General features: G+C 44.1%; 19 protein-coding genes. 8 read left to right on the top strand and 11 right to left on the bottom strand.

From position 1 onward, the window contains the following. Positions 1 to 86: 86 nt before the first annotated feature. The 11 genes from hflC to ACHZCY_RS03735 all read right to left on the bottom strand — a co-directional run bounded on the left by hflC (position 87) and on the right by ACHZCY_RS03735 (position 10,856). The gene (gene hflC, locus ACHZCY_RS03785) at positions 87 to 1,061 is read right to left on the bottom strand and encodes a protease modulator HflC (protein ID WP_205221647.1); all 975 of its coding nucleotides are present in this window, start codon (positions 1,059 to 1,061) and stop codon (positions 87 to 89) included. Continuing rightward, positions 1,058 to 2,104 carry an FtsH protease activity modulator HflK gene (gene hflK / locus ACHZCY_RS03780; protein WP_205221648.1) on the bottom strand — a complete coding sequence of 349 codons (1,047 nt, stop codon included), beginning with the start codon at positions 2,102 to 2,104 and terminating at the stop codon, positions 1,058 to 1,060. Before hflK ends, hflC begins: the two co-directional genes overlap by 4 nt. A gap of 62 nt (positions 2,105 to 2,166) precedes the next feature. Beyond that, the gene (locus ACHZCY_RS03775; protein ID WP_205221649.1) at positions 2,167 to 2,517 is read right to left on the bottom strand and encodes an antibiotic biosynthesis monooxygenase family protein; all 351 of its coding nucleotides are present in this window, start codon (positions 2,515 to 2,517) and stop codon (positions 2,167 to 2,169) included. A gap of 544 nt (positions 2,518 to 3,061) precedes the next feature. Next, entirely contained in the window at positions 3,062 to 4,543 is a 1,482-nt protein-coding gene (locus ACHZCY_RS03770; RefSeq protein ID WP_319547899.1) for a sigma-54 interaction domain-containing protein, read from the bottom strand. A 216-nt stretch (positions 4,544 to 4,759) separates the two neighbouring features. Further along, a complete protein-coding gene (gene trhA / locus ACHZCY_RS03765; RefSeq protein WP_205221663.1) occupies positions 4,760 to 5,416 on the bottom strand; it encodes a PAQR family membrane homeostasis protein TrhA in 657 nt (218 codons plus the stop codon). 220 nt (positions 5,417 to 5,636) lie between these two features. Continuing rightward, positions 5,637 to 5,786: a lmo0937 family membrane protein gene (locus tag ACHZCY_RS03760; RefSeq protein WP_205221651.1), complete on the bottom strand. Its 150-nt coding sequence runs from the start codon at positions 5,784 to 5,786 to the stop codon at positions 5,637 to 5,639. 641 nt (positions 5,787 to 6,427) lie between these two features. Continuing rightward, positions 6,428 to 6,868: an Hsp20/alpha crystallin family protein gene (locus ACHZCY_RS03755; protein WP_205221652.1), complete on the bottom strand. Its 441-nt coding sequence runs from the start codon at positions 6,866 to 6,868 to the stop codon at positions 6,428 to 6,430. Between the two features lie 146 nt (positions 6,869 to 7,014). Beyond that, entirely contained in the window at positions 7,015 to 7,917 is a 903-nt protein-coding gene (locus tag ACHZCY_RS03750; protein ID WP_319547897.1) for a GGDEF domain-containing protein, read from the bottom strand. 396 nt (positions 7,918 to 8,313) lie between these two features. Next, positions 8,314 to 10,203, bottom strand: coding sequence for an ATP-dependent zinc metalloprotease FtsH (gene ftsH / locus ACHZCY_RS03745; protein ID WP_319547896.1), 1,890 nt, complete (start codon positions 10,201 to 10,203; stop codon positions 8,314 to 8,316). A gap of 112 nt (positions 10,204 to 10,315) precedes the next feature. Then, positions 10,316 to 10,456: a hypothetical protein gene (locus ACHZCY_RS03740; RefSeq protein WP_205221655.1), complete on the bottom strand. Its 141-nt coding sequence runs from the start codon at positions 10,454 to 10,456 to the stop codon at positions 10,316 to 10,318. A gap of 19 nt (positions 10,457 to 10,475) precedes the next feature. Continuing rightward, a complete protein-coding gene (locus tag ACHZCY_RS03735; RefSeq protein ID WP_319547895.1) occupies positions 10,476 to 10,856 on the bottom strand; it encodes a sll1863 family stress response protein in 381 nt (126 codons plus the stop codon). Positions 10,857 to 11,397: 541 nt separating this feature from the next. On the opposite strand from ACHZCY_RS03735, the gene ACHZCY_RS03730 reads away from it, so the two are divergent. From ACHZCY_RS03730 to ACHZCY_RS03695, 8 genes are all read left to right on the top strand, one after another. Then, complete coding sequence (locus ACHZCY_RS03730; protein ID WP_319547894.1) at positions 11,398 to 12,582, top strand: putative sensor domain DACNV-containing protein; 1,185 nt, start codon at positions 11,398 to 11,400, stop codon at positions 12,580 to 12,582. Positions 12,583 to 12,612: 30 nt separating this feature from the next. After that, on the top strand, positions 12,613 to 13,674 hold the full coding sequence (locus ACHZCY_RS03725; RefSeq protein WP_319547893.1) for a golvesin C-terminal-like domain-containing protein: 1,062 nt from the start codon (positions 12,613 to 12,615) through the stop codon (positions 13,672 to 13,674). 472 nt (positions 13,675 to 14,146) lie between these two features. After that, positions 14,147 to 14,950 (top strand): SidA/IucD/PvdA family monooxygenase, encoded by an 804-nt coding sequence (locus ACHZCY_RS03720; protein ID WP_319547892.1) that lies wholly within the window; start codon positions 14,147 to 14,149, stop codon positions 14,948 to 14,950. A 686-nt stretch (positions 14,951 to 15,636) separates the two neighbouring features. Next, a complete protein-coding gene (locus tag ACHZCY_RS03715) occupies positions 15,637 to 16,200 on the top strand; it encodes a cupin domain-containing protein (RefSeq protein WP_319547891.1) in 564 nt (187 codons plus the stop codon). Positions 16,201 to 16,429: 229 nt separating this feature from the next. After that, the gene (locus ACHZCY_RS03710; RefSeq protein WP_319547890.1) at positions 16,430 to 17,275 is read left to right on the top strand and encodes a transporter substrate-binding domain-containing protein; all 846 of its coding nucleotides are present in this window, start codon (positions 16,430 to 16,432) and stop codon (positions 17,273 to 17,275) included. 63 nt (positions 17,276 to 17,338) lie between these two features. Continuing rightward, positions 17,339 to 17,995, top strand: a complete 657-nt coding sequence (locus tag ACHZCY_RS03705; RefSeq protein WP_319547889.1) for an amino acid ABC transporter permease — start codon at positions 17,339 to 17,341, stop codon at positions 17,993 to 17,995. A 4-nt stretch (positions 17,996 to 17,999) separates the two neighbouring features. Further along, positions 18,000 to 18,665 (top strand): amino acid ABC transporter permease, encoded by a 666-nt coding sequence (locus ACHZCY_RS03700; RefSeq protein WP_319547888.1) that lies wholly within the window; start codon positions 18,000 to 18,002, stop codon positions 18,663 to 18,665. Positions 18,666 to 18,667: 2 nt separating this feature from the next. Beyond that, positions 18,668 to 19,471, top strand: coding sequence for an amino acid ABC transporter ATP-binding protein (locus ACHZCY_RS03695; RefSeq protein WP_319547887.1), 804 nt, complete (start codon positions 18,668 to 18,670; stop codon positions 19,469 to 19,471). The last annotated feature ends 15 nt before the right edge of the window (positions 19,472 to 19,486 follow it).

The following is a 19,486-nucleotide window of genomic DNA, read 5'->3' as shown; positions in this document are numbered from 1 at the left end:
CCCCCAAAAAGTCTTTTCTCCTCACACCATTGTTGAAAAAGTATCGGTACCTATTTTTCTGGAAGTTTATTATGTCCCCGGGACATCTATTCCAATTTCGCCACGGTTTTCTCTGAATAGGCTTTTTTGACGTATCGATAAAAGTCACTCTCTGTTGTGAGGATGAGGATCGAGTTTTGGTTGGCATTGTCTTTGTAGCTCTCAAGGGTGCGGTGAAAGGCATAGAATTCTGGATTTTTGTTGTATGCTGTACCATAAATTCGTGTGGCACTTGCGTCAGCCTTACCCTGGACCTCCTGGACATGGCGATAAGCCGTTGAACGGATCCGCCGCAGTTCTTTTTCCATCTCTCCTAGAATCTCTGCACTGCGTCCTTCACCCTCGGAGCGGAACTGAGCGGCTATTCGTTTACGCTCGGAAATCATCCGCTCGTAGACTTTCTCGCGGACACTCTTTACATAGTCAAGGCGCTTAATTCGTAAATCGACCAGTTCGATGCCGTATTGAGGGATGATCTTCTGTGCCTCGACTAGCATCGTCCGGGTAATTTCCTCCCTTCCCCTGGCAATGGCACGTTTCAGCTCTGCTTCTCTTTCTTTGGGAATATCTTTAAGAGCTTCTTCTTTGGGGACTTCCCATGTCGCGCTGCGAACCAATTCAACGAGCTCGCTGCTCGACACCTGGTCGCGGACTACTGAATCGAGAATGTCATTAAGGCGTGACTGGGCACCCTCTTCACTGGCAACGTTTTCAAGAAATTTTTTGGCATCAGCGATCCGCCAACGCGCGGTGGTATCTACCCAGATAAATTCCCGACCCTTGGTAGGGATTTGATTAGGGTCCCCATCCCAGACGAGTAAACGTTTTTCAAAGCGGCGTACTTCATGGATAAAGGGCAGTTTAAAATGCAAACCAGCTTCGGTTATGGTACTGCCGATTGGCCGGCCAAACTGTAACACAATTGCCTGCATCCCCTCTTCAAGGGTATAAATAGCATTGGAAAGGGTAAAAAATGCAGCGAGCAGAAAACCGATGGTGATAGTTCTCAGTGTTCGATTCATGGTTGTTTTCCCCCTGTCAGTGGCCCGTTGGTTGACTCCAGTGGTAGCCAAGGGACCATTGCCTTTTGATCTTCGTCGACGATATAGAGCCCTTTCATTCCTGCAAGAAAACCGGTCATGGCCTCCAGGTAGAGGCGCCTTCGCGTCACCTGCGGAGCCCCTTGATATTCTGTAAGAATTGCTGAAAAACGGGTGGCCTCGCCTTCAGCCCGGTTGACCCGCTCAAGGGCATATCCTTCGGCTTCACTGATACTTTGGGTCGCCACACCTCGTGCTTTAGGGATTTCGCGATTAGCCTGCTCCTGCGCTTTATTGATGGTGCGTTCCTTGTCCTGCCGAGATTCGTTTACTTCGTTAAAGGCTGGTTTGACACTGTCTGGTGGGGTAACATCCTGCAGTTCAACGGTTACCAGGCGCACCCCTGTCTGGTATGCGGAAAGGACCTTTTGGATCTCAGTTTTTGCCTCACTTGCGACGGCCACCCTGCCGGTGGTGAGAACATCGCTGCCGAGTCGGTTGCCAACAGCGCGACGCATAATCGCTTCTGTTGTGTCACGAATTGTTTTCTGAGTATTGCGTACTTGAAAGAGATAGAGAATCGGGTCTTCGATACGATATTGGATAATCCACTGGACATCGATGACATTGAGATCGCCGGTAAGCATCAACGACTCTTCCTTATGCGATCCGCTTGGCGCATAGCGAGTTTTTTCTCCGGGTACGGTTGACATGGTTCTGAACCCGAATTCTTCCTTCAGTACCCTGGCGGTGGGTAAAAGGCGGACTGTTTCAATACCAAAGGGTAACTTGAAATGCAGACCTGGGCTTGATGATCGCATTACTTTGCCAAACCGCTGAACGATCCCCGTTTCTTCAGGCTGAACAGTAAACCAGGCTGTATTGGCAACAATGAAAAGGATAATAACGCTAACAATAACAGTAGTATGGCCCATGTTGAGACCGCCGGGTTTAAAGGAGCTTTTTTTCATCATTTCGAGGAAAGACCTGAGAGCCTTTTCCACGGTATCAAATAATTCAGCCATGATAACCCTCTCATGTTGCACATTCTTTTAAAGTGCAATGAAACAACTGTTTACTGCCAAACTCATTGCACTGTTTTAGGGTTTACGTTTTTATGCTTTCTTACTGATCGAACAACTTCCATTCCTTCCACTCTCGAAACAGTACATATCTGTACCTCAATTGCTTTTCGTAAAAGTATCCTGGAGCCAAGCAACACACCGAATTGGTCTGAACACAGGTGGTTATTCACATCTTCGCGAGTTTTCCATTCTGAAATCAGCTTAAAAACGGTTTCATCTTCGATGTCCTGATAAATACCATAATTAAGGAGACCATTACCGTTAGTTGGCGGTTCAACCATTGAGAGAAGCGTCTGAAGAACCTCCTTTTGCTTTACAGGTAAACTGTACAGTATAGTTCTGACAATTATCATAGCCTGACGGCTCCACTAAAAATGGTGACTGGATAAGGTAAACATGCTGTACCCGGGTGTAATTTATGCGTCCATTTGTTATTAAAAAGGAAATTTATAGTGTATTAGACATAAGTAGTATTTTCCTCAAATTGAGAAATAGCATTTTGTCGGCGCTGCCTGCAGGTGCAAAAGCGAAATAGATGATTGCATTGCTACTCTTTGCAAAGCAACCTTTGCACCAGTAGGCAATTCATCTCACCTGTTAAGGGTAAGTGTTCTATATTGTTATTTATTATCTCAAAGAAAACTTGCAAAACCGCAATGTCTTTTCAAAACAGGTGGTCATATATGCTCAAGTGGCCAAATGTAACCTTTTCTTCTTGAGCAGCAGGTATGTGGAAGGTTGAGACAAGCCAAATAGTGAGCAAGTATCCTTGCTGGCAAGCGGCTTGGGGGCATGATGTTTTGAGTTATAATACGGGGTTTGAGCGGTGACTCGATCGGAGAAAGATGCAATGTAACTGTGCTTCAGGATAGATCGCTTGTTGCGACGGAGGTAATATTATGGTTTTTGGATATTGAGCTTGCGCATGCGGGCCCGCAGAGTGCTGCGATCAAGACCAAGGATTTCAGCAGCACTGTTTTTTCCGCTGACTTTCCAAGTCGTCTGCTCAAGTACCTTGAGAATATAATCTTTTTCAACTGCTTCAAGTGTTCTTTGCCTTGCGGAGAGATCTCTGAATGGTTTTCTCAGTTCATCAACTAGGTGGAGTTTGGGGCCGGAGGAGTTGATCACAGCCCTCTCAAGGACATTTTCCAATTCCCGAACATTGCCCGGCCAATGATACTGCTGCAGTAGTGTCATTACCTTTGCGGGAATGATTTCGATGGTCTTGCCCAGTCGTTTAGCAATTTTTTTAACATAAAATTGTACCAATAGTGGGATGTCTCCCTGACGATCACGGAGAGGCGGAAGAGTGATGGGGAAAACATTCAATCTGTACCAAAGATCCTCCCTGAACTTTTTATTGTTTACCTCCTCTTCAAGATTACGGTTTGTGGCTGCAATAATGCGGACATCAACAGAGCGGGTTTCTGAACTACCCAGCCTTTCAAATTTCCCACTTTCAATAACCTGGAGCAATTTTGGCTGTAAATCAAGCGGCAGTTCGCCTATCTCGTCAAGAAACAGGGTGGTACCGTTGGCCACTTCAAAACGCCCAATTCTTTTGGAATGTGCCCCGGTGAAAGCACCCTTTTCGTGACCAAAAAGCTCGCTCTCAATAAGGCTGGTCGGCAGCGCCGCGCAGTTCATTTTGACTAAGGCCCTATCTTTTCTCTTGCTCAAGCTGTGAATCGCTCTGGCCACCAGCTCTTTACCGGTACCCGTTTCACCTAAGATCAAGACATTGGTGTCGGTGGCTGCGATCTGCTCTACCTTGTAGAAAACGTAGTTAATTTCATCGCTTCGGCCAATGATGTTGTCATGGTTGAACTCCAGTTTTATCTCCTCCTGGAGGTAGGCACGTTCAGCCTCAAGCTGCTCCTTGAGCTGTTGGACCTTCACAAGAGCGGCCTCGGCAGCCTGCTTGTTTACCTCTGCCTTCTTCTGTGCAGTCCTAAGCTCGGCAGTCCGTTTGTAAACAGCTTCCTCAAGATATCTCTTGTAGTCTTCCCGTACAGTCACGTCCTTAATTGATAAAAGAATCAGACTGGTTTCATTTTCATTATTATAGATGCGCCTGGCGTTCAAATGCATAATCTTGAAGCCGATGTTATCAAAGGTATGTTCAACTTCAAAGTTATCAAAGACGGTATTCTGAGGTAGGATGGATTCCAGCAGTTCTCTCAACCTGGGAATATCCCATTGACGATTGCCAAGATCATAGATGATGGTGCCCTCTGTCTCATCAGGGTTGACGTCAAAGATGGTGTAAAATGCCTGGTTCGCCTTAACTACCCTGAAATCGGCATTGAGTACCACCAGAGGTTCGCGAACCGCCCCTAAGATATTATCAAAAATCTCCAGAAAAGCATTTTTCATATATTTTCACCATGGCTTCGAACCGTGGTGCATTTGTGTTGCACCTTTTGGACATCAATACAAAAACAAAATTGAAACAATTGATGTCCAGTTGTGAGACAAAGATAATCAGATGGAATACTATCTCTTCTTAATTTTATCCTATTTTGAAGTTGTTGATCAAGCAGCAAGTTGTTAGGTGGGACACTGCTTCCGATATTTTGGGCTGGTAGGGCTTTAGGCCGCATACCAGAGTACTGCAAAATAATGACACAGGGTGCCGGCCATCACAAAAACATGCCAAATGAAGTGACCATATTGCAGTCGAGAATCGGTTGCGAAAAAGGCTACACCGAATGTGTAAAACAGGCCTCCAGCTAATAGCAGCAGCAAGCCTGTTGCTGGCACTTCGGCCAAAAATGGTTTGACGGCGATGATGGCAACCCATCCCAATAGGAGGTACAGGGAGGTGAATAATATAGGACGTGAGTCCATATAATACACCTTAAGTGCAACCCCCATTGCCGCGAGTCCCCAAACTACACCAAAGAGTGACCAACCCCAGGGGCCATGAAGTGCTCCAAGGGTGAAAGGGGTGTATGTGCCTGCTATAAGGAGAAAAATTGCGCAATGTTCGATAATCTGAAAAGCATGTTTGGCTTTCCCAGGCAGCAATGCGTGGTAGAGGGTAGAGAAAAAATAGAGAAGTATGATCGTTAAGCAAAAGACGCTGGTACCGACAATGAATCCACCGTTTTGGTATCGTAACGTGTTGCTGATGAGATATGGCGTCCCAACGAGGGCTGCGATGAGCCCTATACCATGGCTAATACTGTTATAGATTTCTTCTGCCAACGACTGCTGACGATGTTTCCCTGCGGTGGGAATGTGCATGTCGACTCCAGATCCTTTCACAGAACTGGAGCGTAGGGGGTATAACGTATCTAGTCGGCCTTTTACGCCTTTGGTGGTGTCTTTCTCAGCGCTATGAAAGTCACTGGTTGTTTCAGGGGTATTCATATGCTTGTTTAACTTTTTTCTGACAATAACGCCGAGTTCAGGAAAAAGGGTTTAGCCCGACAGGCTACTAGGGCTAGCAGGGCAATACCTCTTGCTATATAGGTCTCCGACCTTGGAGGAGGTTCAGCAGTATGACAATAAAAGCTAATATCAGCAGGATATGGGTAAATCCGCCTATGGTGTAACTGCTAGCAAGTCCGACCCCCCAGAGCAATAACAGGGTTAAAGTGATTGTCCACCACATAATATTCTTCTCGTGTAAAATTTTGAAATCAAAAGGTTACGCATCTGTTCGTGGTTATCATGTCTTTCCCGTGTTCTCTCTACATCCCTGAAAATGAAAACACCTGGCAGGAAGCGAGGAAGTGTATGCTGCCGTTTCATTTTTTTTGCAAAAAGTGTTCCATAAGGTAGCTGTCGTCATGCGGTCATCTTAACTTGTTAGCATACGCATGTAATTATACCTGTCTTTTTAGAGTGAAAAATCAAAGAATCTATCTATGTTAAGACATTGTAACAACAGCCTCATTCACTCTATCTAGCAGCAAATGCTTAACCAGGTTTGGAAAAAAATGGCGACGTTGTTATGTTGCTGTGTGTTCTTGATTTAAGACAGGGGAAATTTGTGAAATACAGATTGGGCGTGATGCTTCCGGTCCAACCCAAGCTTTTATTGGTTATATTTAACCAATAAAAGCTTGGATTCGTATGGATGATGGTCAAGGTCACAGGCAAAGGGTTTACACAATCCACCCCTGGATTGCCAATTTCACCGAATTTGCTTTGTTTGCGTACACTTGAAGTACTACCCAGTACGTCTGCGTGTACGCAGCCTCGCACCTTCGGTAAACTTGGCAATTGCAAGATTTAAGTGTGTTTTTTTACTTACTCCACCGTGATTTCAATATCGTTTGACTTTTTCTCCTCCGTTTTGAGAATTTCCAGGTTCAGCATGCCATTGCTGAAAAGAGCCTTGATGTTGGTCTTGTCAGCATTATCGGGCAAGGTGAAACTGCGGGTGAAAAGCCCATGATACCGTTCAATACGATGAATTTTTTTTCCTTTTTCTTCAACTTCTTCTTTACGTTCTCCTCTGATTGTCAGGGTGCCATTGTTGACCGAAACCTTAACATCTTCCTTTTTGATTTCTGGTATCTCAACCTTAATCAGGAACAATTTTTCCGTCTCAATAATATCTACCTTGGGTGCCCAGTCACCTGACGCAATAACCTCCTGGCTTCCTAACCGTGGCTGATGTAAAGCCCTGTCATAACGTTCGACAATATTCCCTAGTTCTCTCCATGGATCCCATCTAACTATTGGCATGATACACCTCTATCTTTGCGGAAATAGATTCCTCCCTCCGCAGACAGTTCCCGCAATCAGTCTTTGGAGGATTAGTGTACAACCTTTAACATTTAAAGCTATCGACTGATCCGATCCTGATGTTAAAGAGAAGCCTTACTGTGTTCCTACTTAACAATTTTCCGTTCGTTATTCGCCAATACCACCTGGTTCTTCCCGCTTTTCTTCGCCCGATAAAGTGCAGCATCGGCTTTATCCACAAGATCTCGGTATGTCCTTATGGCTTTTCCACAGGAAGCCACCCCTATGCTGACAGTCAGCTCTTTGCCATCGGGCAGTTGCACTGCCATTTTGGTCCTGATTCTTTCGGCAATAATTGCTGTTGCATGAATATCAGTGAAAGGCAGGATTACAGCAAACTCTTCGCCACCATAACGACAGCAGATGTCAGAATCTCGGGCTTCAACTAGCAGCACTTTAGCCATTGCGGCGAGCACCCTGTCACCCTCCTGGTGCCCGTATGTATCATTGACTGTCTTAAAATTATCGATATCTATTAACAGCAGTGAGAGTATCGTGTCATATCGTAATGATCGCCGTACTTCGAGGTCGATTTGTTGAAAAAAGTAGGTATGATTGAACAACCCCGTCAAGCCGTCTCGTAGAGAAAGCCCAACTATTTCTTCAATGACCGTTTCGCATACCAATGTCGGAGAATTCATCCTATAGGTGACATTGGAAAGGTAATCGAGTGCGGCTACAACAATCCCGATATCTCTGTGCAGTAAGGTTGATACTTGATTTTTATGCTGGATAATTTCATCCCACAGCTTTTCTGCAATCTCAGCTGAAAAATACTGGTGGGAAACCGAGTAAAGAAGATCAGAAAAAAAATCGTGTCCCCGTTCCTTTTTCAGATCATCAAGGCGATGAACCTCCTCTTTCGTGAGCAGGCGCCCCCCGGCAAATGCCGACACCAGACCAATGGAGAGCGCACTATCATCGAGGATATTACGACGGCGATCAGCTTCAGTTTCCCTACACAATGATGAATTATTGTATGGTTCCATTATGATCTCAATCCATTTTTGGTTACATAAAAAGTTCTTACATCGATAGTCTTACCAGTTCTTCGGTGTAATTTTATTTTGAGCCTAAAACTGGTAATATTTCCAATTCATCCTGACTGCTGATTATTCCAAAACGAGTTGGGAATTGGCTGTATAATTATCGGCTTCCCGGCCAAAGGCCTTGCAGCCATTGCGTAATATTTTGTGAATGACACTCCATTAGCTTCCCAAACTGTTTTTTCTGTTTGTTCATTTGTCACCTAGAATACGTTAGGATTCTAATGACTTTTCCACTCTTGAAAACAGTATGGTGGAGATGGTTATTGCAAAAAAAAAGAGTCTGAATACTGGGAAACGACCACCAGGGTATTGTCTGATAATTCAGTTTATTTAGTATTATGGCAGCTCTGTTTTTGCAGTGTTTAGCATTCTCCTGAGTTCCTCTCCCTGGATGCTTTCTTTTTCAGAGAGAAGTTTAGCCAGTTTATCCAGAACATCGCGCCGTTCGGAAAGCATTTCCTGTACTCTCTTATGCGCTTCGTCGACCAGTCTGCTAATTTCATTGTCAATTTCAGCAGCTTTGGCTTCGCTGTAGTTTTTTCCAGGCGAAAAACCTTCGGGTAAAAACATTGCTTGGCGCGGCTGTTCGTAGCTTACAAGGCCAAGGAGATCACTCATGCCGTATTGGGTAACCATGGAGCGGGCAATATCTGAGGCTCGCTGTAGGTCATTCTGGGCACCGGTCGATATTTCGTTAAAAACAAGTTCTTCCGCCACTCTGCCGCCAAGAAGAACGGCAAGACGATCCAGGAGTTCTGAACGGGTCATGAGATAGCGGTCCTCGGTGGGCTGCTGCTGGGTGTATCCAAGGGCCGATATTCCACGGGGAATAATAGAAATTTTATGTACCGGGTCGGCATATTCAACGGATTCGGCAACTATCGCATGTCCTGACTCATGGTAGGCGACAATTTCTTTTTCACGGGCATTCATAACCCGGTTCTTTTTTTGCAATCCGGCTACCACACGTTCGATAGCTTCATCAAAATCCACCAATTCAACCGTTTCTTTCTCATTTCTGGCTGCCAGCAAAGCTGCTTCATTGACGATGTTGGCGAGGTCCGCTCCGACAAAGCCGGGAGTTCTTCCCGCGAGCTTGCCAAGGTCTATATCCGGGCTAAGCACCACATTTTTTGTATGAATTTCCAGAATGGCCTTGCGGCCGTTAATATCTGGTCGGTCGACCAGCACCTGCCGGTCAAAACGGCCTGGGCGCAGCAGGGCGGGGTCAAGGATTTCAGGCCGGTTGGTAGCAGCCATGATAATGACGCCTTTGTTCGTTTCAAAGCCGTCCATTTCCACCAACAACTGGTTTAGCGTCTGTTCCCGTTCGTCATGTCCTCCCATAGTGTTCATGCCGCGGGCTTTGCCTATGGCATCGAGCTCGTCAATGAAAATAATGCAGGGAGCTTGGGAGGCTGCTTGGGAAAAAAGATCGCGAACGCGAGCTGCACCTACACCGACAAACATCTCAACAAATTCAGAGCCGCTTATACTGAAGAAAGGCACTTTCGCCTCGCCAGCCACAGCCCTCGCCAGAAGGGTTTTCCCCGTTCCCGGCGGGCCGACCAGAAGCACACCTTTAGGTATCCTTCCGCCTAATTTTTGCGATTTTTCAGGAGTACTTAGGAATTCAACCACCTCTTCGAGTTCTTCTTGTGCTTCATCGATCCCAGCTACATCTGCAAAGGAGAGATCGATATCACTCTCTGCAAAAATCTTAGCCTTATTCTTGGAAAAAGACATGACCCCCATTCCAGAACCCATCTTTTTCATAACGTAGAAATAGAAGAGAAAAAAAATGCCGATCGGCAGCATCCAAGAGAGGATGGTGCCCAGGACTTTATTTTGATATTCACCGGAATAACGGACCTTGCTCTCAGCCAGTTCCTTCACTAATCCAGGGTCATCAACCCGGATAGTTGAAATCTGGTGATCCGGGACACCTTTAAACGTTGCAGAAATTTTTTCAGGTCCGACAATCAAATTGTCCAGCTTGCCTTCGGTAAGATGCTGCTTGAATTGACTGTATGGTATTGTCTCCACTTTTGCAGAAAAGAAGAAAGGCTGCAGGTAAGAAAACAACAGGATGGTGAGAGCCGCATACCAGATATTAAAACGCGCCTTTGGGGGCTGACCATTTTCTCCTTTGTGAGAATGGTTCAACCCAAATAGCGCTCGAAGCTTGTTCCCTGAGTTCTCTTCTTTTTTATTTAGATTGGACATATTTCCACCACAGATTCTCTGGAAACCCTGAGTTGAAAGTACTTCTGTCTATTAACTCTTGAACTATCACCACTGTCAGGAGAAAAATATTGCAATTCTATACGATTTACCTTTAAGCCATTTGACGATTAGCTCCAGTAATTGAAATCACCTTCGGTTGTTTATCAATCCTGTCTCTCCTTTTTTGTTCTTGTTTTTCTTTGGCCTGTCTTTGCTTTTTGTTTGTATTTTTCTTGCCACCCTTGTCTCCCATGCTTTCCTCCTTGCAGACTTTATTTTTTCTTTTTCGCAAAAGAATGGCTGCTTAGGTCGCCATAAGGAAATGGACCTTCATCACCACCATGAGGACCTGCCACACCAGACTCTGTTTTAAATGTTTCAATGGCATTTCGAAGTTCGTATTGTAACTCCCTCCAGCCACTCTCAAGACCATCTTTCAAATCTTTCCATTGGTATTCGTCCGCTTTTTTCAAAATTCTCAGATCGCGATTTATATGATCGATTTTCAACTCTAACTGTTCGACATGCTCATCATGCCTGTCTTTTGCCTCAGCCGTAAAGGCCATACCGCGAACCCTGAACCTCTCCAATTCAGCCTCTGCGACAGCTATGTCGGCTTCGAGTTTCTCTATAAAATTTCCATTTTTCTTCATACTATGCCTCCATCGAAACTTATCTATGTGTGAATTGACCTGCATTTTTCACCCAAGATGCAATAGGCCAAGAGCCTGATGTATTGGTTTCGTTTTCTTGAATTTAAATAACAGGTACGATTGGCGAAAAACTCACTGCTTGCAAGAAGGAAAGCAAGTATGATGCCATCGAGGGCTAAATTGGTAGGAGAAGGTGTATCATTCTGAATTGTTAGTGGTATTTTACTATGGTGATCAGTAAGGTAGCCTGTCGAACCCGTCGGTAAAGGTCATATTTGTCCAAAGGGTGGTATTTGACCATTTGCCCGAATAATTTGTTTTTTGGGGAACGATCTGAAAAACTGTATTTCTTGAATTACAAACCAATCGACCACAGCAAAGGATGCTACATCTATTGGTTATTACTACAACCAACCATAGGATTCACTCTGGATAAAACAACTCGTCAACTCAACTAGCTGAAATAATAACTATTGCTTGAGCTCCTGGAAAAATATCATATGTTGAACAGTTAGAATATAGGAATTGAATGTGAATAATTATGTTTGACAAAAGCCTGATTCAGGAAATAATTAATGCTTGGAATAGTGACCAAAACAATCCACGTCGCGATAGGTTGAAACAGCCTATTCCAGAGCTATCCATTATAAGGAAACTTATTGAAATAGCCTTCATTGCAAGTCTTGAGAAGGAAGAAGACAGGGCTATTACATTTAGCTTGTCTTTGTTCAATGAGGATATGTCAAAAAGCTTAAGAGGGGCAATGGGGTTTAAAAAACCTTTTCCACTTAATGTTGAAACTGTTACCAAGTTAGCTCCAGCTATTGATCCAGAAATGTCATCATTTGTTGTCTCGAAAAGCGATACAACTGATGAACTCCTTTTGTGTGGTGTTGTTTCTTTTTCTCAGCCCGAAAATAGATTTAATAAGGTTCCTGGACAAATAGGTAATCTCAGTTGCACACGCCCAGATGTTTTTACACTTACAACAATTCATCCTGGTTCCTTGTTAATTACCAGAGGCAATTCACAGATTGGAAGATTTGCAAAAGGAGAGTTTGTCGCAGCTACCCCCAGCCCATTTGCTCCAACAGCAATGGGCAAATATATATTTAGTTTTGTTGAGCAACATGAATTATATAAAAAATACGGCGAATCATATTGGCACATCTATCGTGATTCACTTGATTTTATCTTGTCAGAAGCTGCCGCGCGTTCTAATGGAGCCTCAATTGTACTTGTAAACGAGAATCATTTTCCCGCAATAAAAAAGGGATTTATTCATGGTTATAGATTCTTTAAAAAATATGGTATCAAAGAATTGTTTTCTGAATATATGAATTACCCGACGATTGATATTCCTCGCGATATCAAGATGAGAAAAATGATGTCTGAACGGCTTCAATTAATCGCTCAATACACCTCTATTGATGGTGCTCTGATTCTCTCCGACCTGCTCGATGTAGTTTCATTTGGAACAAAGCTTTCTGCTGGTACATGGTCTGGGGAAGTCCTTGTTGGCCCTGATGGTTTCAATCGAGGTGGACAAGATTTTAGATATGATCATTTTGGAACACGTCACAAGTCTGCTATAGATTTTGTTGGAGAACATGAAAATGCAATCGTCTTTGTTCTTTCCCAAGATGGTCCTATACGTGGATTCGTAAAGATTAATCATAAAACCATTTTGTGTTGGCCTGACTGTACTGTTTCTATGTTTATTTAATCCGCTAACAAACACTCAAAATGGAATCTCTTGGGTACCTATACCTTCAATGATGGTGCCTCCTCCATTGTTATCACTGCTCAAAAAAGAACATGCAGCACCAATGCCGATGCAGTGCAGCTTGCAGGGGTAATACCTCCTCAGCCCCAAAATGTTGCCATTGAAGGGGATACTCTCCTACTTGATAATAGCGTAGCCGACTACGATCTGAGAGTATCCTACTCAGATAACAGCAACATGTTCGTAGAGCCGCTGTGGAGTGTTGACTGTCCTAGTGTGGCAGAAATTTCAGCCTCTGGCTTATTAACAGTCTATGATATAGCTCAGGATGAAACCTGTGTGCTTTCTGCTTTATATGAAGAAAATGGTCTCACTTTTAATGAAGAGCTTGGCATCTCTATTCATGACCAGGATTTATTAGTGCCTAATTATCTCAAAATTTCAGGCCCAAGTACCGTTGTTGGCAATACTACGGCTGCCTACAGTGCAGAAGTATACTACACAAGCGGAATGAGTATGGAGGCGCAACCGTTGTGGAGTACTGATTGCCAGCAATTGGCTGTAATCTCACCGGATGGTGATTTGACGGTTTTTGATGTGCAACAGGATGAATCATGCACCATTACAGCAATCTACGAAGAAAATGGTTTTACGGCGGTCATTGATGAATTAAACGTCACCCTGCAAAAGGCAACAGTGGAACCGGTTGAAGTTATTATTGACAACGGAGACTCGGAAACTTCATCTATCGGAAAATGGCGTACAGCAAGCGAGTCTGACTATTATGGCACCCCGTCGGAGTACAGCCAGAACAGCGATGGTGAGTATAGATACGCAACCAGCCTTATAGGTATGCAGGATATCTCACTTTGGTGGACACAATCGTCAAAACGTTGTGGAAATGTACCTGTTGAAATCTATGATGGTGATACCCTAATAGACACAGTTATTGTGAATCAACAGGTGAATGGTGGGCAGTGGAACATCCTTGACACTTATTTATTTAATGAGGGCGCATCCGTAGTAATTGTAGCTCAAAAACAACGTTGCAGCACCAATGCCGATGCTGTGAAATTTAACGAAATGAATTGAACTGTTTTTCAAGGTCTGGCAAGTAAGGTTTAAAAAAAAATCTGCTTGCCGACCTCTTCTGCTTCACAATAGTTAAGATGGCCGGTTCAAATCCAACGAAAATTAGTGATTCCCTCTGGTTGATATTCTTCCTGTTATGTTATTCGATAATTTCACCGACAAGCTTGTTCCATATTTTTTTCCCCTTGCAAGATAGTACTTTCCTATTGGTTCAGGACTTGATTATTTCTGGAGCGAAATTTGTCGATCAAAAAAGGGACAATAGGGGAAAATAGACTATGTGTTAGGAATGAGTACGCCGCACTACCAGAAAACAGAAAAGACACCAATTTTATCGCCCCTAAAAACAGGCCTTCCGTGGAATTATTTGATGCGCATTGCCGGATGGTAGTTGATGATCATCAACTGAATTATTTGCATATTAAAGGTCGGGCTTTAGAACTTCAAAATAAAGTCAAATTATGTAAGCGTTGTGACCGCGGAGGAGGTGCTCAACGCTCGATTTGTGCTACTTGCGATCGGAATGGGTGAACAACCCCTGTGGCCAACTTGGGCAGACCGGCTCAGAGAAATGGGAGCATCGGTAAATCATGTGTTCGATCCCCGCTTTTGCCTCGATGATTATCAAGGCGACGGTCCGGTTGGGGTGATAGGTGGTGGTATCAGTGGTGGACATGTTTCTCTGAGAGTAACTGAAAGAATGAACGCTGGCGTGTTGTTGATTTCCCGAAAGAATGTTTTCGTCAGTAATTTCGATTTTGCTCCAGGCTGGATAGGTCCAAGGTATACGGAAGGGTTCTACCGGTCACCGATTGAACAGCGACGTCAGCAGATAGCGGCAGCCAGAGCTAAAGGCAGTGTTCCCGGAGACATGAAACTTGCGTTGGACAAAGCGGCGGCACTGAATCAACTCACCTTCATAACTGACGATATAACCGACGCGAAATGTCAAAATGGAGATGCCTTGCTGATTGGACGGCAAGGTCGATATGATTGTCAAAGAATTGTTCTAGCCACGGGCTTTATGGAAAAACGACCTGATGGCGGTTTCGTGAACCAGGCAGTTGATGAATTCAACCTAAAAACAGCGGCCTGTGGATTTCCGGTGATAACGCCATCCCTCCAGTGGCATGATCGGATTTTCGTCACCGGCCCCCTCTCTGAACTCCAAATTGGCCCTGTTGCAAGAAACATCGTGGGGGCAAGACATTCGAGCGCTAGGATCACAGCGGCTTTCATAAAGAAGTCGGTATCTCGATCTCGGAGTGCAATTTAACCTCATTTTCGTAAAACTATTTATTCTGACCTATGTAATCTAGCTGGTCCACGACAGTGTAGAGTGACTGCTGATGGGATGACTGGCATCACCTCCCTGCACTCATAAGCTTTTTCTTTGGTAAGGTAATGCCAGCAGTTGCTCCATTCTTGAACAATTTCAATAAAATAAGGAAGTCTATCTGCATAGGAAGCACCTCATTTTTTGTATTCTCAAAGCAAAAAGAGATTGCCGTGGCAAATCTTTCATCGCGAAAACGATCTACTTAATTAAAAATATTATAATAATACATCCTCTTTAGCCATTTTTTTCGATAGGAAAATAGTTAAGGATTGTGCCTAGAGCCTTAAAGAAGGCTGCCTTAAAGTAAGATAATGAGTGAGGGGGACGGACATACTATCTGGCAGGTAAAGCGATCCCACCTACTATTAAAATAGTTAGTAAAGCTAATTAAGCCCCACTTCTTTCAAGAAGGAAATACGTTTTTGTGCTATCGCCTACTTCTATGTCAGGTCTCTCCATACGAGACAAAGACTAACTTTGCGGAATTACAACTTAGATTTTATTTGTGCTTGCATGCTGAAGGCCCCTCATTATGTATATCCAAAACCAAAAATCTTTCTTGACAGGAAAGTTATGGATTGTAAACTTCCTGTAAACTATTTCTTTTATTTTCGGTGGGCAGTATGGAAGACAGGCAGCTTCTTGGAAAAAACCTAAAACAACTTAGAAAATACCAAAAACTGACTCTTAAGCAGGTGGCAGATATGGCGAATTGCTCTGAAAGTCTGCTTTCTAAGGTCGAGAATGGTAGAGGTAACCCCTCTTTGAATACCCTTCATGCCATTGCCTCAGCCGTTGGCACTGATATCGGTACTCTTTTCATGCAGAATGTACTTCATGCGGAAATAGTAAGTAGAAAAGGTGAGCGACTTGTGACTCAAATAGCAGGTGGGCAGGGAAATGGCGTTTCCCTGGAGTACCTTTCTCCTCATAAACCGCATAATATACTGCAAGCCCATGTGCAAATAGTTGACCCAGGAGGTGGCTCTACCGGTGAAATTACTCATGAGGGAGAAGAAATGGGCTATGTGCTTGAAGGAATACTAAAATTAACTATAGATAATGATATATATATACTCCATGAAGGTGACTCCTTTTTCTTCGATTCATCACTGCCGCATAAATTTTTCAACCCCGGGGCAACTGTAGCTCGGATTATCTGGGTGAACACCCCTCCTACCTTTTAAGTTTCCCCTTAAGAAAGTTTCGCTACACTATTGTGTTTTATTTGAGCAATTATTTACAATAATGTGAAAAATTGCTGTTGACCTCTCTTCGCGCAAGACAAGAATAAATATTACGATATCAGTGCACTAGCCTTTTCTTTCCTGCTGGGAAAGTTTTGGGCATGGTTCCTGCTTTTCCTCGTTCAGATTCATAAACAAACAATCAAGTTATCTGGAGGAAAAGGTACAAATGAAACATCTAAAATTGCCCCTAACCTATCTCATGCTGCTTTGTGTATTGGTAGCCACTCTTTTTTCATCAGCACAAGCCGATCTCCTGGAAGATGTCAAAAAGAAGGGAGAGATAGTTATTGGAACCGAAGCAGCTTTCCCGCCGTTTGAATTCGTCGAAAAAGGTCAAATAGTAGGATATTCATCCGACATGTTGAACTTGATCATGAAAGATTTGCCGGATGTCAAGGTCAAGCAACTCGATATTCCATGGCAAGGGATACTTCCAGGGCTAGCCGCCAGTAAATTTGACTTTATTGTTACATCCGTAACAGCTACCAGGGAAAGAGCTGAAAGATATGCGCTCAGCCTGCCCATTGCAGATGCTACGGTTGCGTTACTTGTGAAAAAGTCGTCAAAAATAAAGAGCCCTGAAGATGTTGCAGGAAAGGTGGTTGCATCACAAACAGGATCTGCTCAGTTAAAAGCATTACAGGCATTAGCTGATAAACTTGATGCGCAAGGCAAGCCGGTCAAAAAAATTCAAGAGTACGTCTCCTTTGACGAAGCGTACGCTGATCTTGCTGTAGGTCGTGTCGATGCAGTAGCCCAATCTTTTCCAAACCTTGCTGACGCAGTGAAGAAGCGGCCAAATATTTTCAGCATTATCACTCCACCTTTCGGACCTAAGGTTTACTTTTCCTGGGCAGCTAGAAACGATGATGCGAGCAAATCCTTGGCTGACTTTTTTGATGCCGGCTTACGAAAGCTCAATGAAAGTGGCAAGATGGGCGAGTTGCAAAAGAAATGGTTTGGTTTTGCCATGCCTGTTCCGGCAGACGCATTACCTACTCCAGTTCAGTAACAGCCAACAAATCATCTCTTTGGGAACATCAAGCTGTGTTCCCAAAGATTCTGAGGCATCCTTATGGATTTTGACTTTGCCACAATTATTAGCAATCTGCCGGTTTTTTTTCGAGGTGCCGTTGCAACGCTATGTGTGTCATTAGCGGCGATTACGGTTGGAATGGTAGGCGGCATGCTAGTCTGTTTAGTAGGGATTTCCAGCCATAAAATTCTGAAGCTTGGAGCCAAGTTATATATAAGCGTGTTTCGGGGCATTCCAATTTTAGTGCTTCTGCTCATTGTCTACTACATTCTACCGGAAATTGGGATTGAAACCCCGCCTCTGATTGCTGCTATTACTGGACTAGCCCTCAACACTACTGCGTTTCAAGCAGAAATATACCGCGGAGGATTCGCCTCCATTCCTCATGGTCAAATTGAAGCGGCTCGCGCCTTGGGAATAGGCCCTTTAAGGTTATACAGAAAAATCCTGATACCACAGGTCATGAAGAAGGTTATGCCATCACTTATCAATGAAATAATCATCTTGTTGAAGAACTCGTCGCTCATCTCTGCAATCGCAGTTACAGAACTCATGCGCGTCAGTCAGACTTTGGTTGCCTCTACTTATCGTCCTATGGAGATTTATATGACTACTGCTGCTTTCTACCTTGTGATGACAATGGCCATTGCGGCTGTAGGCTCTGCGTTCAGTAGGAAGATGGCAGTTGCAGGGTGACCTCATGGAAATATTTGTAAAATATTGGCCCTTAATCTTCAGCGGATTGGTCGTAACCATAAGGATATGCATTATAGCAATTGGTCTAGGGCTGGTTGCTGGTTTGGGAATAGCATTATTACGCAGAGTAAAGCTGGCGCCTGTGAGCTGGTTCTGCAAAGCCTATATAGAACTCTTCAGAGGAACACCGTTCCTTATTCAGCTTTTTCTACTGTACTATGTTGCTCCGAATTTCGGCCTGATGCTGGTACCTGAGCTTGCGGGGATAGTTGGCCTCACGCTATACGGTGCGGCCTATTTTGCTGAGATTTTTCGAAGTGGACTGGAGTCAATCCCTAAAGGACAGGTGGAAGCTGCTGCCAGCTTAGGAATTGGCAGAATGCGTACGTTTAGAAAAATAATATTTCCTCAATTGACGGTCTTGATTATGCCGCCGTCAATCAACCAGGCAATCACTCTGCTCAAAGATTCAGCTGTATTGTCTATAATTACCGTTCCCGAGTTAACAAAAATCACAACCCGTATCATTAACGAGTCCTTCGCGACTACTGAGCCGCTTATTATTCTAGGCCTGCTTTATTGGATGCTTGCGGAAATAATGTCTTTCGCAGGCGCGCGGCTGGAAAAACGGTTTACTCGATACCTGAGACCAACAACTATTGAGCCATAATCATGCTGCACAAAGAACACTCTGTACCAATCATTTCCATACAGGATCTCCAGAAGAGCTATGGCGATACTGAAGTGCTAAAGGGGATTGACTTGGATATCTACCCTTCTGAGGTAGTGTGTTTTATTGGACCTTCAGGGTCTGGAAAATCCACATTACTACGCTGTATTAATTTTCTGGAAGTATACCAGGGCGGAAAAGTGCTCATCGGTGGTGAGCAGATCGGCTACGAAGCTGTGCATGGCGGGAAGCAAAGACTCGCTCCTGAAAGCAATACTCGTAGAATGCGCGAATATCTGGGGATGGTCTTTCAGCAGTTTAACTTGTGGCCTCATATGACAGTACTTGACAATGTGACGGAGGCGTTACGTTCGGTCAAGTTGATGAGTAAAAACAACGCTGCCCGCAAGGGGCGTAAAATGCTGGATAAAGTTGGCTTACTTGAGAAAGCAGAGGCATATCCGTCGTCCCTTTCCGGCGGACAGCAACAGCGTGTGGCTATTGCACGGGCATTGGCTATGGAACCCGAAATTATGCTTTTTGATGAGCCTACATCAGCGCTTGACCCTGAACTTGTCGGCAGTGTGCTCGAAGTTATGAAAGAACTGGCAGCAGAAGGAATGACCATGGTGGTTGTCACCCACGAGATGGGATTTGCTGCTGAAGTCGCCGATAGGGTCGCCTTTCTTGATGGAGGAAAAATAGTAGAACTTGGTCCTCCTAAAATGATTTTCAACAACCCCAAAAATCCTCGCCTTCAAACTTTTCTCGGAGACTGGCGGGGGGATAACAATAAAATAAATTAAATATTGAAGGAGTAA

The sequence above is a fragment of the Desulfogranum marinum genome, from assembly GCF_963675105.2.
Taxonomy (GTDB): domain Bacteria; phylum Desulfobacterota; class Desulfobulbia; order Desulfobulbales; family Desulfobulbaceae; genus Desulfogranum; species Desulfogranum marinum.
Note: the sequence above shows the minus strand (reverse complement) of the source record. Positions and strands in the feature narration are given on the sequence as shown.

What these genes read in the sequence shown, in the direction of transcription:
- hflC (WP_205221647.1), bottom strand. Translation starts at nt 1,061, where the DNA reads ATGAATCGAACACTGAGAACTATCACCATCGGTTTTCTGCTCGCTGCA.
- hflK (WP_205221648.1), bottom strand. Translation starts at nt 2,104, where the DNA reads ATGGCTGAATTATTTGATACCGTGGAAAAGGCTCTCAGGTCTTTCCTC.
- ACHZCY_RS03775 (WP_205221649.1), bottom strand. Translation starts at nt 2,517, where the DNA reads ATGATAATTGTCAGAACTATACTGTACAGTTTACCTGTAAAGCAAAAG.
- ACHZCY_RS03770 (WP_319547899.1), bottom strand. Translation starts at nt 4,543, where the DNA reads ATGAAAAATGCTTTTCTGGAGATTTTTGATAATATCTTAGGGGCGGTT.
- trhA (WP_205221663.1), bottom strand. Translation starts at nt 5,416, where the DNA reads ATGCACATTCCCACCGCAGGGAAACATCGTCAGCAGTCGTTGGCAGAA.
- ACHZCY_RS03760 (WP_205221651.1), bottom strand. Translation starts at nt 5,786, where the DNA reads ATGTGGTGGACAATCACTTTAACCCTGTTATTGCTCTGGGGGGTCGGA.
- ACHZCY_RS03755 (WP_205221652.1), bottom strand. Translation starts at nt 6,868, where the DNA reads ATGCCAATAGTTAGATGGGATCCATGGAGAGAACTAGGGAATATTGTC.
- ACHZCY_RS03750 (WP_319547897.1), bottom strand. Translation starts at nt 7,917, where the DNA reads ATGGAACCATACAATAATTCATCATTGTGTAGGGAAACTGAAGCTGAT.
- ftsH (WP_319547896.1), bottom strand. Translation starts at nt 10,203, where the DNA reads ATGTCCAATCTAAATAAAAAAGAAGAGAACTCAGGGAACAAGCTTCGA.
- ACHZCY_RS03740 (WP_205221655.1), bottom strand. Translation starts at nt 10,456, where the DNA reads ATGGGAGACAAGGGTGGCAAGAAAAATACAAACAAAAAGCAAAGACAG.
- ACHZCY_RS03735 (WP_319547895.1), bottom strand. Translation starts at nt 10,856, where the DNA reads ATGAAGAAAAATGGAAATTTTATAGAGAAACTCGAAGCCGACATAGCT.
- ACHZCY_RS03730 (WP_319547894.1), top strand. Translation starts at nt 11,398, where the DNA reads ATGTTTGACAAAAGCCTGATTCAGGAAATAATTAATGCTTGGAATAGT.
- ACHZCY_RS03715 (WP_319547891.1), top strand. Translation starts at nt 15,637, where the DNA reads ATGGAAGACAGGCAGCTTCTTGGAAAAAACCTAAAACAACTTAGAAAA.
- ACHZCY_RS03710 (WP_319547890.1), top strand. Translation starts at nt 16,430, where the DNA reads ATGAAACATCTAAAATTGCCCCTAACCTATCTCATGCTGCTTTGTGTA.
- ACHZCY_RS03705 (WP_319547889.1), top strand. Translation starts at nt 17,339, where the DNA reads ATGGATTTTGACTTTGCCACAATTATTAGCAATCTGCCGGTTTTTTTT.
- ACHZCY_RS03700 (WP_319547888.1), top strand. Translation starts at nt 18,000, where the DNA reads ATGGAAATATTTGTAAAATATTGGCCCTTAATCTTCAGCGGATTGGTC.
- ACHZCY_RS03695 (WP_319547887.1), top strand. Translation starts at nt 18,668, where the DNA reads ATGCTGCACAAAGAACACTCTGTACCAATCATTTCCATACAGGATCTC.